Here is a 15,712-nt window from a genome sequence, read left to right as displayed (position 1 = left end):
CTGAGATAAAAGAAACGTTCACTGCTGAGACGCAGCAAATTTTTAACGTGGAAAGGCCTGCTGGCAATTACAGATTTTTATCTTCTCATTACGATATTTGGTTTATTTCTGAATTTATGACCGCGATCGGATTTTAAAAAGCGTAACCTATTAATTACATTTGATTCTGGAATGCGCGCCGAAAAATAGTTTGTCTGCGCATTATTTTGCGAGCCAGCGCACAATTGCGCATTCTCTCAATAGCAGTGTGAAATAACGTAATTGAGCAACCTCCAATGTCTATTCACTATTACTCCAGAAGCAAGACCACGCCGCATACCCTGATTATGGAGCTCAATATGCAAGCTTATTTCGACCAACTCGATCGCGTTCGTTTCGAAGGCACGAAAACGACCAATCCTTTAGCATTTCGTCACTACAACCCGGATGAGCTGGTGCTGGGTAAGCGCATGGAAGATCACTTGCGCTTTGCCGCCTGCTACTGGCACACCTTCTGCTGGAACGGTGCCGATATGTTCGGCGTGGGCTCTTTTGACCGTCCATGGCAACAGCCGGGCGAGGCCATTGAGCTGGCGAAGCGTAAAGCCGACGTCGCGTTCGAGTTCTTCCATAAGCTGAACGTGCCGTACTACTGTTTCCACGATGTGGACGTGTCGCCGGAAGGGGCATCGCTGAAAGAGTATCTGAACAATTTCGCGCAGATGGTCGACGTACTGGCTGAAAAACAGCAGCAAAGCGGCGTGAAGCTGCTCTGGGGTACGGCTAACTGCTTTACCAATCCTCGCTATGGCGCGGGTGCGGCAACCAACCCGGACCCGGAAGTCTTCAGCTGGGCGGCAACCCAGGTCGTGACCGCGATGAACGCCACGCATCAGCTGGGCGGTGAGAACTATGTACTCTGGGGTGGTCGTGAAGGCTATGAAACGCTGCTGAATACCGACCTGCGTCAGGAGCGTGAGCAGATTGGTCGCTTTATGCAGATGGTTGTGGACCACAAACACAAAATCGGTTTCCGCGGCACGCTGCTGATTGAGCCAAAACCACAGGAGCCAACCAAACATCAGTATGATTATGATGTCGCCACCGTGTATGGCTTCCTGAAGCAGTTTGGTCTGGAAAAAGAGATCAAAGTGAATATTGAGGCTAACCACGCTACCCTGGCGGGCCACTCGTTCCATCACGAAATTGCCTCTGCGATTGCGCTGGGCATCTTCGGCTCTGTCGATGCTAACCGTGGTGATCCACAGCTGGGCTGGGATACCGACCAGTTCCCGAACAGCGTGGAAGAGAATGCGCTGGTGATGTACGAGATCATCAAAGCGGGCGGTTTCACCACCGGCGGCCTGAACTTCGACGCCAAAGTGCGTCGCCAGAGCACCGACAAATACGATCTGTTCTACGGGCATATTGGCGCGATGGACACCATGGCGCTGGCGCTGAAAGTAGCGGCCCGTATGATTGAAGACGGTGAGCTGGATAAGCGCGTGGCGAAGCGCTACAGCGGCTGGAACAGTGAGCTGGGCCAGCAAATTTTGAAAGGTCAGTTATCGCTTGCGGAGATCGCGAAGTACGCTGAACAGCATCAGCTTGCGCCGCAGCATCAGAGTGGCCATCAGGAGCTGCTGGAAAACCTGGTCAATCACTACCTGTTCGATAAATAACAGCATCCAGGCCCGGTAAGCGCAGCGCCACCGGGCATTTTCGTCAAAGGAGCCACCACATGTATATCGGGATCGATCTTGGCACGTCGGGGGTGAAAGCCATCCTGTTAAGCGAGCAGGGCGATGTATTAGCCACGCACACTGAAAGGTTGCAGGTTTCACGTCCGTATCCGCTTTGGTCGGAACAAGATCCGGAGCAGTGGTGGCAGGCGACAGAGCGTGCGATGAAAGCCTTAGGCGAGCAGCATAGCCTGCGCGACGTGAAGGCACTGGGCATTGCCGGGCAAATGCATGGCGCAACGTTGCTGGATAGTCAGCATCGCGTTCTGCGCCCGGCTATTCTCTGGAACGATGGCCGCTGTGCGGAAGAGTGCGCGATCCTTGAGGAGCGTGTGCCTGCGTCCCGCGAAATTACGGGCAACCTGATGATGCCCGGTTTTACCGCGCCAAAACTCCTGTGGGTGCAGCGTCATGAGCCTGAGATTTTTCGTCAGGTGGCGAAGGTTCTGTTGCCGAAAGACTACCTGCGTTTTCGCATGACGGGGGATTTTGCCAGCGACATGTCTGACGCCGCGGGCACGATGTGGCTCGACGTGGCGAAACGGGACTGGAGCGAGGCGATGCTGGATGCCTGCCAGCTGACGCGCGACCATATGCCTGCGCTGTTTGAAGGCAGTGAAATCACGGGGGCTTTGCAGCCTTCTGTTGCTGAACGCTGGAACATGCCAGCCGTACCTGTCGTCGCCGGCGGCGGCGATAATGCGGCGGGTGCGGTCGGCGTGGGGATGGTCGAGGCAGGGCAGGCCATGCTCTCGCTCGGCACTTCCGGCGTCTATTTTGCCGTCAGTGACGGGTATCGTAGCAACCCGGGAAGCGCCGTACACAGCTTCTGCCACGCGTTGCCGGGTAAATGGCATTTGATGTCGGTGATGCTGAGCGCGGCTTCCTGCCTCGACTGGGCGGCAAAGCTAACCGGAATGGCGGACGTCCCGGCGCTTATCACAGCGGCACAGCAGGCAGATGATAATGCCGGTGCGGTCTGGTTTTTACCGTACCTTTCCGGCGAGCGGACGCCGCATAACAACCCGGAAGCGAAAGGGGTGTTCTTCGGTCTTACCCATCAGCACGGCCCGGCAGAGCTTGCGCGCGCGGTGCTTGAAGGCGTTGGCTATGCTCTGGCGGACGGAATGGATGTCGTGCATGACTGTGGACTGACGCCATCCAGCATTACGTTAATTGGCGGCGGTGCACGAAGCAGCTACTGGCGGCAAATGCTTTCCGATATCAGCGGGTTGCAGCTGGACTATCGTACGGGAGGCGATGTCGGCCCGGCGCTCGGTGCGGCACGGCTGGCGCAAATTGCGCTGAACCCGGATAAACCACTGCACCAGCTTTTGCCCCAGCTGCCGCTTGAACGGCAGCATCGTCCTGATGCGAAAAATCATGCTCGCTATGCTGAAAGACGAGACGTGTTCCGCAAAATCTATCAGCAGCTTTTGCCGCTAATGTCATAAACAGGAGCCGGGTGGCGCTAACGCTTACCCGGCCTACCAGCCTTCAACCGGGTTAGCTTACAAACCTGCGCGTATCGATTCTTTGCAGCAACATTGACAGCAGCAGGCTGACAACCAGCGTAACGGTAAATATCCAGACAATATCCAGCACCGGCCAGCTTTTAAGCTCAACGCCGCGGGTGCGCAGGGCGTGGATCACCAGCGCGTGAAAACCGTAAATGCCCAGCGAGTGGCGAGAGATAAACCCCAGCACCGGAAGCGGGCGGGCATTCAGGGTGTTTTTAACCAGCGTCAGCAGAGAGATCGCGCAGATAAAGACCATCGGCCCGCAGTAGAGATACCAGGTATCGGCAAAGTTGCCGCGCCATTGCAGCTCATGCAGCGTCCCGCGAGAGATAATAAACACACCGACGAGAAACGCGGCCGCGCAAAGCCAGTTCATTCCTCGCTTTTGCGTCTCCATCATGCCAATGGCGCGCCCCAGCATGCCGTACAACACGTAATAAAACGTATCCCCGGTGATATAAAGGTTAACGGGCAGCCATTCAAAGCCATCAATTTTCTGTGAAACGGTATTCGGGTTGGCCACGATCCCGATTATTACCATCAGGGCCAGCAGCATTTTACCGCTGACGTTTTTTACCTGAATTAACGGCGAAACCAGATAGATAACCATTATCGCGAAGAAAAACCACAGATGATAGAACACTGGTTTTTGCAACAAGTTGAGCAGGGAACGTTCAGCGTTAATTGAAGTGAACAGGACGATATAGAGCAGCGAAATGGCGCTGTAAAACAGCAGACAGGAGACAATACGGATGAAATGTCTCGGCTGTGCGCTACGCTCGCCAAAAAAGAGAAAACCGGAAATCATAAAGAACAGCGGGACGCTCACGCGGGAGGCCGAGTTCAGAATATTGGCGACATCCCAGTTAACGGGGCTGATACTGTGCGCGTTCGTGACATACCAGGTCGTTGTGTGGATCATCACCACCATCAGACAGGCTATTCCCCGCAGGTTATCAATCCAGTTAATTTTTGACTGCATCAGTTCCTCTGTATTCCTGATAAAAAAAGTGTGACTGCGATTGTGTAAAACTTTTCCCTTGGAAAATTCTGAGTTTAGCCAGGCTAACTTGTAGGGAGCTGGCGAGATTCGCAGAATGACGGACTTTAATCTATAAACGTGTTGCTACTAAAAATAACAGCCACTGACCAGGGCGGTAATAAAAATGATGATGAAGCGTGGGGTGTCACTCTTTCTGCTGCTCTTATTAACAGGATGCAGTGCTTCTGAGGAGATACCTGTCCAAAAAGCGCAGCAGGGGAAAATGAGCCCGGAGCGTTCCCTGAATATGGAACAGCTGTGCAGGGATCAGGCGGCTCACCGCTATAATTCCGAAGCACAGAAAATTCATATAAACGGCTTCGAGCGCTTTCAGGGCAGCTATGAACTGAAAGGCTATACGGCGCGTAAAGAGGGCTTTGTCTGCTCTTTTGATGCAGACGGCCAGTTTTTACATCTCTCAATGCGTTAAATTGCTCGTATAAGCAGCAACCAGAGCCTTCGCAGGTTCTGGCTGTAGGGCTTATTCCCCAATTTTCCCTAAACAACCCCGTTTCGTACTGTATATCTTGCAGCCAGCGGGTATACTGATCCCTTCCATTTAAAACCACACGTATCCAGCACGAAATACTATGCAAAAGTTTGATACCAAGACCTTCCAGGGCCTGATCCTGACCTTACAGGATTACTGGGCTCGTCAGGGCTGCACCATTGTTCAACCTTTGGACATGGAAGTTGGCGCAGGCACCTCACACCCGATGACCAGCCTGCGCGCGTTAGGGCCAGAGCCAATGGCGACCGCCTATGTGCAGCCATCCCGTCGTCCGACCGATGGCCGTTACGGCGAAAACCCGAACCGTTTGCAGCACTACTATCAGTTCCAGGTGGTGATTAAGCCATCACCCGACAACATTCAGGAACTGTACCTCGGGTCACTGAAAGAGCTGGGTATGGATCCAACCATTCACGACATTCGTTTCGTGGAAGATAACTGGGAAAACCCAACGCTGGGTGCCTGGGGTCTGGGTTGGGAAGTGTGGCTGAACGGCATGGAAGTGACCCAGTTCACTTACTTCCAGCAGGTTGGCGGTCTGGAATGTAAACCGATTACCGGCGAAATCACCTATGGTCTGGAACGTCTGGCCATGTACATTCAGGGCGTAGACAGCGTTTACGACCTGGTCTGGAGCGACGGCCCGCTGGGTAAAACCACCTACGGCGATGTGTTCCATCAGAACGAAGTGGAGCAATCCACCTATAACTTCGAATACGCGGACGTGGACTTCCTGTTCACCTGCTTCGAGCAGTACGAGAAAGAAGCCCAGCAGCTGCTGGCGCTGGAGACTCCGCTGCCGCTGCCTGCCTACGAGCGTATTCTGAAGGCTGCCCACAGCTTCAACCTGCTGGATGCCCGCAAAGCGATCTCCGTGACTGAACGTCAGCGCTACATTCTGCGTATTCGTACCCTGACCAAAGCCGTTGCAGAAGCTTACTACGCGTCCCGTGAAGCCCTTGGCTTCCCGATGTGCAACCGAAACAAATAAGAGGCGGCCATGTCTGAGAAAACTTTTCTGGTGGAAATCGGCACTGAAGAGCTGCCACCAAAAGCCCTGCGCAGCCTGGCTGAATCTTTCGCTGCGAACGTCACTGCTGAGCTGGATAACGCTGGCCTGGCGCACGGTAAAATTGAGTGGTTTGCTGCGCCGCGTCGTCTGGCACTGAAAGTGGCAAACCTGGCGGCGTCCCAGCCGGATCGCGAAGTTGAAAAACGTGGCCCGGCCATTGCTCAGGCGTTCGACGCGGAAGGCAAGCCGAGCAAAGCGGCAGAAGGCTGGGCGCGCGGCTGCGGCATCACCGTTGATCAGGCTGAGCGTCTGACCACCGACAAAGGTGAATGGCTGCTGTACCGTGCCCATGTGAAAGGCGAAAGCGCCGAAGCGCTGCTGCCTGACATGATCGCGACCTCGCTGGCAAAATTGCCGATTCCTAAGCTGATGCGCTGGGGCGCGTCCGACGTACACTTTGTGCGTCCGGTTCACACCGTGACCCTGCTGCTGGGCGATACCGTTATCCCGGCGACCATTCTGGGCGTGGCGTCCGATCGCGTGATCCGCGGCCATCGCTTTATGGGCGAGCCGGAGTTCACTATCGACAATGCTGACCAGTACCCGCAGATCCTGCTGGAGCGCGGCAAGGTCATTGCTGACTACGAACAGCGTAAAGCCAAAATCAAAGCGGACGCAGAAGACGCGGCGCGCAAAATTGGCGGAAACGCTGACCTGAGCGACAGCCTGCTCGAAGAGGTGACCTCGCTGGTCGAATGGCCGGTTGTGCTGACCGCGAAATTCGAAGAGAAATTCCTGGCCGTGCCGGCAGAAGCGCTGGTGTACACCATGAAGGGTGACCAGAAATACTTCCCGGTTTACGCCAACGACGGCAAGCTGCTGCCAAACTTCATCTTCGTGGCGAACATTGAATCGAAAGATCCGAGCCAGATTATCTCCGGTAACGAGAAAGTGGTGCGTCCGCGTCTGGCGGATGCCGAGTTCTTCTTCAATACCGACCGTAAAAAACGTCTGGAAGATAACCTGCCGCGTCTGCAAACCGTACTGTTCCAGCAGCAGCTGGGTACGCTGCGCGACAAGACCGACCGTATCGCGGAGCTGTCCGGCTGGATTGCCCGTGAAATTGGCGCCGACGTTAACCACGCTACCCGTGCGGGCCTGCTCTCCAAGTGCGACCTGATGACCAACATGGTGTTCGAATTTACCGACACCCAGGGCGTGATGGGTATGCACTATGCGCGTCACGATGGCGAAGCGGAAGACGTGGCGGTAGCCCTGAACGAGCAGTATCAGCCGCGCTTTGCCGGTGACGATCTGCCGTCTAACCCGGTTGCCTGCGCTGTGGCGATTGCCGATAAGATGGACACCCTGGCGGGTATCTTCGGTATCGGTCAGCATCCGAAAGGCGATAAAGACCCGTTTGCGCTGCGTCGTGCTGCGCTGGGCGTGCTGCGAATCATCGTAGAGAAGAACCTCAACCTCGATCTGCAAACGCTGACCGAAGAAGCGGTACGTCTGTACGGCGATAAGCTGACCAACGCGAAGGTTGTGGATGATGTTATCGACTTTATGCTCGGTCGTTTCCGCGCGTGGTATCAGGACGAAGGTTACTCCGTTGATACCATTCAGGCGGTGCTGGCGCGTCGTCCGACCCGTCCGGCAGATTTCGATGCGCGTATGAAAGCGGTATCCCACTTCCGTACGCTGGAAGCGGCGTCTGCGCTGGCCGCGGCCAACAAGCGCGTATCCAACATCCTCGCGAAATCCGACGAGACGCTGAACGAGCGCGTCAACGCTGCAACCCTGAAAGAGCCGGAAGAGATTTCTCTGGCGATGCAGGTTGTGGTGCTGCGCGACAAGCTGGAGCCGTACTTCGCGGAAGGTCGCTACCAGGAAGCGCTGGTGGAGCTGGCGGAGCTGCGTGACGTCATCGACGCCTTCTTCGAGAAGGTGATGGTGAACGTGGAAGATAAAGAGCTGCGGATTAACCGTCTCTCGATGCTTGAGAAACTGCGTGAGCTGTTCCTGCGCGTGGCGGATATTTCGCTGCTGCAATAACGTAAAAAACCCGCCCCTGACAGGCGGGAAGAACGGCAACTAAACTTTTTCTCTTCGTAGGCCGGGAAAGCGTAGCGCCTCCCGGCAAAAGCCCGATGGCGCGATGCTTATCGGGCCTACGTTACTTTGAGATACTTTTCCTTATTTACACCCTCTCAAACACCGTCGCGATACCCTGACCCAACCCAATACACATCGTTGCCAGTCCGAACTGGGCATCTTTGCGTTCCATCAGGTTAATCAGCGTGGTACTGATACGCGCCCCGGAGCAGCCCAGCGGGTGACCGAGGGCGATCGCGCCGCCGTTGAGGTTAATCTTCTCGTCGATCTGATCCATCAGCCCCAGATCTTTAATGCACGGCAGGATCTGCGCGGCGAACGCTTCGTTCATCTCAAAGAGGTCGATATCACTTGCGCTCAGCCCCGCTTTTTTCAGCGCCAGTTTTGACGCCGGAACCGGACCGTAACCCATGATGGAAGGATCGCAGCCCACGACTGCCATCGAACGCACGCGGGCGCGTGGCGTCAGGCCTAATTCGCGGGCGCTGCTCTCGCTCATCACCAGCATCGCGGCGGCACCGTCGGACAGGGCAGACGAGGTGCCCGCCGTTACCGTACCGGTGACCGGATCAAACGCCGGACGCAGGGTAGAAAGCGCTTCGACCGTGGTTTCCGGGCGGATAACTTCGTCGTAGCTGAACTGCTTCAGTACGCCGTCTGCGTCGTGACCGCCGGTTGGGATGATCTCATTCTTAAAGGCACCAGACTGCGTGGCGGCCCAGGCGCGGGCATGCGAGCGCGCGGCAAACGCATCCTGCATCTCACGGCTGATGCCGTGCAGACGGGAGAGCATCTCGGCGGTCAGGCCCATCATACCGGCGGCTTTCGCCACGTTGCGGCTCATGCCTGGATGGAAATCGACCCCGTGGCTCATCGGCACGTGGCCCATGTGCTCCACGCCGCCCACCAGACAGGCCTGCGCATCGCCGGTCATGATCATCCGTGCCGCGTCGTGCAGCGCCTGCATCGACGAACCGCAAAGACGGTTGACGGTGACGGCCGGAACCGAATGCGGGATCTCCGCCAGCAGGGACGCGTTACGGGCGATGTTAAAGCCCTGCTCCAGCGTCTGCTGCACGCAGCCCCAGTAAATATCGTCCAGCGCTGCTGGGTCCAGCGCCGGGTTACGCGCCAGCAGGCTACGCATCAGGTGCGCGGAGAGATCTTCCGCGCGCACGTTACGGAACGCACCGCCTTTTGAACGGCCCATCGGGGTGCGAATCGCATCAACAATGACAACCTTTTCCATTGTGACTCCTTAAGCCGTTTTCAGTTCGCCAACCGGACGGGCTGGCTCAACTGCTGGGTAGTAGGGTTCGTTATGGCGCGCTTTGTTACGCAGCCCTTCCGGCACCTCATAAAGCGGGCCGAGGTGCTGGTACTGCTGAGCCATATCGAGATAGCGGGCGCTGCCGAGCGTATCCAGCCAGCGGAACGCGCCTCCGTGGAACGGAGGGAAGCCGAGGCCGTACACCAGCGCCATATCCGCTTCTGCCGGGCTGGCGATAATGCCTTCTTCGAGGCAGCGCACCACTTCGTTGACCATTGGGATCATCATCCGTGCGATGATCTCATCGTCGGTGAAGTCGCGTTTTGGCTGACTGACGTCGGCCAGCAGGCCATCCACCGCCGGATCTTCTTCTTTCTTCGGTTTGCCTTTGCTGTCTTCTTTATAGCGCCAGAAGCCCAGACCGTTTTTCTGCCCGAAGCGGTTGGCGTCGAACAGGGCATCAATGGCGTCGCGATAATCTTTCTGCATGCGCTGCGGGAAGCCCGCCGCCATCACCGCCTGCGCGTGATGGGCAGTGTCGATGCCGACAACGTCCAGCAGATACGCCGGGCCCATCGGCCAGCCGAACTGTTTTTCCATCACTTTGTCGATTTTGCGGAAGTCTGCGCCGTCGCGCAGCAGCTGGCTGAAACCGGCGAAGTACGGGAACAGCACGCGGTTAACGAAGAAGCCCGGGCAGTCGTTAACCACGATCGGCGTTTTGCCCATCTTGCTCGCCCACGCCACCACTTTGGCGATGGTTTCGTCGGAGGTTTTTTCCCCTCGGATCACTTCGACCAGCGGCATGCGGTGCACCGGGTTAAAGAAGTGCATCCCGCAGAAGTTTTCCGGACGCTTCAGCACGCTCGCCAGTTCGCTGATAGGAATGGTGGAGGTGTTAGAGGCCAGCACGGTTTCCGGACGCACCTTGTCTTCGGTTTCGGCCAGCACCGCTTTTTTCACTTTCGGGTTCTCGACGACCGCTTCAACCACCACGTCCACACGGTCGAAACCGCTGTATTCCAGCACTGGCTGGATGGTGGAGATCACGCCTGCAAGCTTCAGACCATCAATTTTGCCGCGCTCAAGCTGTTTATTCAGCAGCTTGGCCGCTTCGGTCATGCCCAGCGTCAGGGATTTCTCGTTGATGTCCTTCATCACCACCGGCACGCCTTTCCAGGCAGACTGGTAGGCGATGCCGCCCCCCATAATGCCCGCGCCGAGTACCGCCGCGTGTTTTGGCGTTTCAACGTTTTTGGTGAGTTGTTTGGCTTTGCCTTTCACGAACTGATCGTTAAGGAAGATACCAACCAGCGCGCGGGCTTCGTTGGTGTGCGCCAGCGGGACAAAGCTCTGGTTTTCAAGCTTCAGAGCGTCATCACGGCCCAGACGGGCTGCCGCTTCAATGGTTTTCACCGCCGTGATCGGCGCCGGGTAGTGTTTACCCGCCGTCTGCATCACCATGCCTTTGGCGATGGTGAAGCTCATGGTGGCTTCAATTTTGCTGAGCTTTAATGGCTCCAGCTTTGGCTGACGTTTGGCTTTCCAGTCGAGATCGCCGTTAATCGCCTGACGGAGGATGGCGATAGCACCCTCAATCAGTTTTTCAGGCTTAACCACGCCGTCCACCAGGCCGATTTTCTGCGCCTGTTCTGCGCCGACATCTTTACCCGCGGCAATGATCTCCAGCGCGCTGTCGGCACCCAGCATGCGCGGCATACGCACGGAACCGCCAAAGCCCGGCATGATGCCCAGCTTGGTTTCCGGCAGGCCGATGCGCAGGTCCGGCGTCGCCAGACGGTAGTCGGTCGCCAGCACGCACTCGCAGCCACCGCCCAGCGCGTAGCCGTTAACGGCGGAAAGGGTCGGGACAGGCAGATCTTCCAGACGATTAAAAACGCTGTTGGCAAAGTGCAGCCACTGGCTCAGCTGTTCTTCGGGCACCAGGAACAGCGACAGGAATTCGGTGATATCCGCGCCAACGATAAAGGCCGCTTTGTTGGAGCGCAGCAGCAGCCCTTTCAAATCTGATTGCTTTTCAAGTACATCCAGCGCCTGGCCAAGACTGGCCACCGTCGCGGTATCAAGCTTGTTCACTGAGCCGGGGGCATCGAACACCAGTTCGGCAATGCCATCTTCCAGCCAGTCTACGTACAGGGTGTCGCCTTTGTAGAGCATGTCGGTCTCCTGAATCCAGCAATTGGATCTGGTCATACCAGATGAAACGGAGTGTGGAATTTATGTTAATAAAATGCAAATTAGTCATTAAGAAATTGCTGCGCTGATCACGGTCGGTGGAAATCACGCAGCCGCAGTGAGGTGTGCTAAGATGCGATGACTTGAGGTCAATAAAACGAAAGGAAGAATGATGGACTCACTGGCTTCGCTTTATAAAAATCATATCGTTACCCTACAGGAACGTACCCGCGATGTACTGGCCCGCTTCAAGCTGGATGCCCTGCTGATCCACTCCGGCGAGCTGATGAATACTTTTCTTGATGACCATGCTTATCCCTTCAAGGTTAACCCGCAGTTTAAAGCCTGGGTGCCTGTCACGCAGGTTCCAAATTGCTGGCTGCTGGTGGATGGCGTGAACAAGCCGAAACTGTGGTTCTACCTGCCGGTCGATTACTGGCACAACGTGGAGCCGCTGCCGACCTCATTCTGGACCGAAGAAATTGACGTGATTGCGCTGCCAAAAGCAGACGGCATTGGCAGCCAGCTGCCAGCGGCGCGCGGCAACATCGGCTACATTGGTCCGGTTCCTGAGCGTGCGCTGGGTCTGGATATTCCGGCAGATAAACTCAACCCGAAAGGCGTGCTGGATTATCTGCACTACTATCGCGCCTACAAGACCGACTACGAACTTTACTGCATGCGTGAAGCGCAAAAAACGGCGGTGAATGGCCACCGTGCGGCGCACGAAGCGTTCCAGTCCGGTATGAGCGAGTTCGATATTAATCAGGCCTACCTGACGGCGACCGGCCACCGCGATACCGACGTGCCGTACAGCAACATCGTGGCGCTGAATGAACATGCCTCGGTCCTGCACTACACCAAACTGGATCATCAGGTTCCGGCTGAGATGCGCAGCTTCCTGCTGGACGCGGGGGCTGAGTACAATGGTTATGCGGCAGACCTGACCCGTACCTGGGCGGCGAATGCGGACACCGATTTTGCGCAATTGATCAAAGACGTGAACGACGAACAGCTGGCGCTGATTGGCACCATGAAGGCCGGAACCAGCTACGTGGATTATCACATCCAGTTCCATCAGCGCATCGCTAAACTGCTGCGTAAGCATCAGATTGTCAAAGACATGAGCGAAGAGGCGATGGTTGAGAACGATCTGACCGGGCCATTTATGCCGCATGGTATCGGTCACCCGCTGGGTTTGCAGGTTCATGACGTCGCGGGCTTTATGCAGGATGATACCGGTACGCACCTGGCGGCACCGTCTAAATATCCTTATCTGCGCTGCACCCGCGTTCTGGCGCCGCGTATGGTATTGACCATCGAGCCGGGCATCTACTTTATTGAATCCCTGCTGGCACCGTGGCGCGAAGGGCAATTCAGCAAGCACTTCAACTGGGAGAAAATTGAAGCGCTGAAGCCGTATGGCGGCATTCGTATCGAGGATAACGTGGTTATTCACGAGAACAGCATTGAGAACATGACGCGAGATCTGAAGCTGGCCTGATGGAAAGCTGGCTGATACCGGCCGAGCCGGTCACCTTTGTTGAGGAAATCAAGAAAAGCCGCTTTATCACGCTGCTGGCGCATACCGACGGCGTGGAGGCGGCGAAGGCGTTCGTCGAGTCCGTCCGCGCGCAGCACCCCGATGCCCGCCATCACTGTGTGGCGTGGGTCGCAGGGCCGCCAGACGACTCACAGCAGCTCGGGTTTTCTGACGACGGTGAACCGGCGGGTACGGCCGGAAAACCGATGCTATCCCAGTTAATGGGCAGCGGCGTGGGTGAAATCACCGCCGTTGTTGTCCGCTACTACGGGGGCATTTTGTTAGGCACCGGAGGGCTGGTTAAAGCCTACGGAGGTGGTGTCCAGCAGGCGCTTAATCTGCTGATAACAACCCGCAAAACGCCACTTACGGAATATACTTTGTTATGCGATTACGCCCAGCTATCGGGTATCGAAGCACTGCTTAAACAGTTTAACGGTGTCATCGCACACAGTGATTATCAGGCAATGGTGCAATTACGCGTGGCGCTTCCTCAGGCGGAACTGGCTGCTTTTTCAGCAAAACTTGCTGATTTTAGTCGCGGTTCATTGCAATTACTGCCGATTGAAGAATAATCCCCACCTCACAATTTTGAATACCTAAGGAAGCGGCAGAGATGCATTTTCGTGCCATTACCCGAATCGTTGGATTGCTGGTCATACTTTTCTCCGGGACAATGATCATTCCCGGACTGGTGGCGCTCATCTACCGGGACGGCGCGGGGCGTGCATTTACGCAAACCTTTTTTGTCGCGCTGACGATTGGCTCCCTGCTGTGGTGGCCAAACCGCCGTGAGAAAGGTGAACTGAAATCCCGGGAGGGGTTTCTGATTGTGGTCCTGTTCTGGACGGTACTGGGAAGCGTGGGTGCGCTGCCGTTTATCTTCTCCGAACAACCGAATCTCACCGTCACGGATGCGTTTTTTGAATCGTTCTCCGGATTAACGACCACCGGCGCCACCACGCTTGTGGGGCTGGATTCGCTCCCGCATGCGATTCTCTTTTACCGGCAGATGCTCCAGTGGTTCGGCGGTATGGGGATCATCGTCCTGGCGGTAGCTATCCTGCCCATTCTGGGCGTCGGGGGGATGCAGCTTTACCGGGCGGAGATGCCCGGCCCGCTGAAAGATAACAAGATGCGCCCGCGTATTGCGGAGACGGCGAAAACCCTGTGGCTTATCTATGTCCTGCTGACGGTGGCCTGCGCGCTGGCGCTGTGGTTTGCCGGGATGCCTGCGTTTGATGCCATTGGGCATAGCTTTGCGACTATTGCTATCGGCGGGTTCTCCACCCACGATGCCAGCGTCGGCTACTTCGACAGCCCGACAATCAATACCATCATTGCCATCTTTTTGCTGATCTCAGGCTGTAACTACGGTCTACACTTCTCGTTGCTTAGCGGAAGGAGCCTGAAGGTGTACTGGCGCGACCCGGAATTCCGGATGTTTATTGGCGTCCAGCTGACCCTGGTGGTTATCTGTACCCTGGTACTGTGGTTCCACGATGTTTATAACTCGGCGGTCACGACCCTGAACCAGGCCTTCTTCCAGGTGGTATCGATGGCGACAACCGCTGGTTTCACCACGGACAGTATTGCGCGTTGGCCACTGTTCCTGCCGGTGCTGCTGTTGTGCTCTGCGTTTATCGGCGGTTGCGCCGGGTCAACGGGCGGCGGTCTGAAGGTGATCCGCATTCTGCTGCTGTTCAAGCAGGGGAACCGTGAGCTGAAACGTCTGGTCCACCCGAATGCGGTTTACAGTATTAAGCTGGGGAACCGCGCGCTGCCGGAGCGCATCCTCGAAGCGGTGTGGGGATTCTTCTCCGCTTATGCGCTGGTCTTTATTGTCAGTATGCTGGCGATTATCGCCACGGGCGTGGATGATTTCTCTGCCTTCGCCTCTGTGGTGGCAACGTTAAACAACCTGGGGCCGGGGCTGGGCGTCGTGGCGGATAACTTCGCCAGTATGAACCCGGTGGCGAAGTGGATCTTAATCGCCAATATGCTGTTTGGGCGTCTTGAGGTCTTTACGCTGCTGGTGCTGTTTACCCCAACATTCTGGCGTGAGTAAGGAGACATTGGTGAAAACGTTAATTCTTTTCTCAACGCGTGACGGACAAACGCGTGAGATTGCTTCATATCTGGCTTCCGAACTCAAAGAGCTGGGCATTTATTCTGATGTGGTGAACCTGAATCGCACAGAGCAGATTGCCTGGCAGGATTACGACCGCGTGGTCATTGGCGCTTCAATTCGTTACGGCCATTTCCATCCGGCGCTGGATCGCTTTGTGAAAAAGCATACGGCGGAGCTCGCTCAACTGCCTGGCGCGTTTTACTCGGTCAACCTGGTTGCCCGTAAAGCGGAGAAGCGTACGCCGCAGACCAACAGCTATACGCGCAAGTTTTTGCTAAGTTCGCCATGGCAGCCCGATATCTGTTCTGTCTTTGCTGGCGCGCTGCGTTACCCGCGTTACCGCTGGTATGACCGCTTTATGATCCGCCTGATCATGAAAATGACGGGCGGGGAAACGGATACGCGTAAAGAAGTGGTTTATACCGACTGGGCCCAGGTCGCCAGTTTTGCCCGTGAAATTGCGCGTTTAACGGACGATGCGCGGGATAAATAAGCGTTGAGTTTGAAAAGTGAGCGAACGAAATTTTTTTTGTATTTAGTGCTTGTCACTTCAGAAGAACTCCCTATAATGCGCCTCCACTGACACGGAACAACGGCACGCAAGCCGCCGGGTCAGCAGAGAAAAGCAAAACAAACGCTTGACTCTGA

Annotated in this window: 12 protein-coding genes; 9 read left to right on the top strand and 3 right to left on the bottom strand. The window is 56.0% G+C overall.

What is annotated here, in order from left to right:
- Positions 1–338: 338 nt before the first annotated feature.
- Positions 339–1,661 (top strand): xylose isomerase, encoded by a 1,323-nt coding sequence (gene xylA / locus ACOTY5_RS21585; RefSeq protein WP_026080557.1) that lies wholly within the window; start codon positions 339–341, stop codon positions 1,659–1,661.
- Between the two features lie 59 nt (positions 1,662–1,720).
- Positions 1,721–3,175, top strand: a complete 1,455-nt coding sequence (xylB, locus tag ACOTY5_RS21580; RefSeq protein ID WP_045142697.1) for a xylulokinase — start codon at positions 1,721–1,723, stop codon at positions 3,173–3,175.
- Positions 3,176–3,227: 52 nt separating this feature from the next.
- On the opposite strand, the gene ACOTY5_RS21575 is transcribed toward xylB, so the two are convergent.
- Positions 3,228–4,223, bottom strand: coding sequence for an acyltransferase (locus tag ACOTY5_RS21575; protein WP_023295591.1), 996 nt, complete (start codon positions 4,221–4,223; stop codon positions 3,228–3,230).
- Positions 4,224–4,407: 184 nt separating this feature from the next.
- Between ACOTY5_RS21575 and ACOTY5_RS21570 the strand changes: the two genes are divergently transcribed.
- From ACOTY5_RS21570 to glyS, 3 genes are all read left to right on the top strand, one after another.
- Positions 4,408–4,713: a YsaB family lipoprotein gene (locus ACOTY5_RS21570; protein ID WP_017693801.1), complete on the top strand. Its 306-nt coding sequence runs from the start codon at positions 4,408–4,410 to the stop codon at positions 4,711–4,713.
- A gap of 160 nt (positions 4,714–4,873) precedes the next feature.
- Entirely contained in the window at positions 4,874–5,785 is a 912-nt protein-coding gene (glyQ, locus tag ACOTY5_RS21565; RefSeq protein ID WP_003860141.1) for a glycine--tRNA ligase subunit alpha, read from the top strand.
- A 9-nt stretch (positions 5,786–5,794) separates the two neighbouring features.
- The gene (glyS, locus tag ACOTY5_RS21560; protein ID WP_006808596.1) at positions 5,795–7,864 is read left to right on the top strand and encodes a glycine--tRNA ligase subunit beta; all 2,070 of its coding nucleotides are present in this window, start codon (positions 5,795–5,797) and stop codon (positions 7,862–7,864) included.
- A 145-nt stretch (positions 7,865–8,009) separates the two neighbouring features.
- Here the strand turns inward: glyS and fadA are convergent, their stop codons facing one another.
- Together fadA and fadB are read right to left on the bottom strand one after the other, a co-directional pair.
- Positions 8,010–9,173: an acetyl-CoA C-acyltransferase FadA gene (fadA, locus tag ACOTY5_RS21555; RefSeq protein ID WP_045142698.1), complete on the bottom strand. Its 1,164-nt coding sequence runs from the start codon at positions 9,171–9,173 to the stop codon at positions 8,010–8,012.
- Positions 9,174–9,182: 9 nt separating this feature from the next.
- Positions 9,183–11,372, bottom strand: coding sequence for a fatty acid oxidation complex subunit alpha FadB (gene fadB / locus ACOTY5_RS21550; RefSeq protein ID WP_023295588.1), 2,190 nt, complete (start codon positions 11,370–11,372; stop codon positions 9,183–9,185).
- Between the two features lie 190 nt (positions 11,373–11,562).
- Between fadB and pepQ the strand changes: the two genes are divergently transcribed.
- Genes pepQ through hemG form a run of 4 tightly spaced genes read left to right on the top strand, consistent with a single transcriptional unit; the run spans position 11,563 to position 15,557 of the window.
- A complete protein-coding gene (gene pepQ / locus ACOTY5_RS21545) occupies positions 11,563–12,894 on the top strand; it encodes a Xaa-Pro dipeptidase (RefSeq protein WP_017382602.1) in 1,332 nt (443 codons plus the stop codon).
- On the top strand, positions 12,894–13,508 hold the full coding sequence (locus ACOTY5_RS21540) for an IMPACT family protein (RefSeq protein WP_015572737.1): 615 nt from the start codon (positions 12,894–12,896) through the stop codon (positions 13,506–13,508). The genes pepQ and ACOTY5_RS21540 overlap by 1 nt, the downstream gene beginning before the upstream one ends.
- 41 nt (positions 13,509–13,549) lie before the next feature.
- A complete protein-coding gene (gene trkH, locus ACOTY5_RS21535; RefSeq protein ID WP_006808591.1) occupies positions 13,550–15,001 on the top strand; it encodes a Trk system potassium transporter TrkH in 1,452 nt (483 codons plus the stop codon).
- 10 nt (positions 15,002–15,011) lie between these two features.
- Positions 15,012–15,557, top strand: a complete 546-nt coding sequence (hemG, locus tag ACOTY5_RS21530) for a menaquinone-dependent protoporphyrinogen IX dehydrogenase (protein WP_017382603.1) — start codon at positions 15,012–15,014, stop codon at positions 15,555–15,557.
- Positions 15,558–15,712 lie beyond the last annotated feature (155 nt).

Source organism: Enterobacter cloacae complex sp. SHL018, assembly GCF_049237905.1.
GTDB lineage: Bacteria > Pseudomonadota > Gammaproteobacteria > Enterobacterales > Enterobacteriaceae > Enterobacter > Enterobacter hormaechei_C.
The sequence above is the reverse complement of the archived record's forward strand: the minus strand, read 5'-3'. Positions and strand labels throughout refer to the sequence as shown.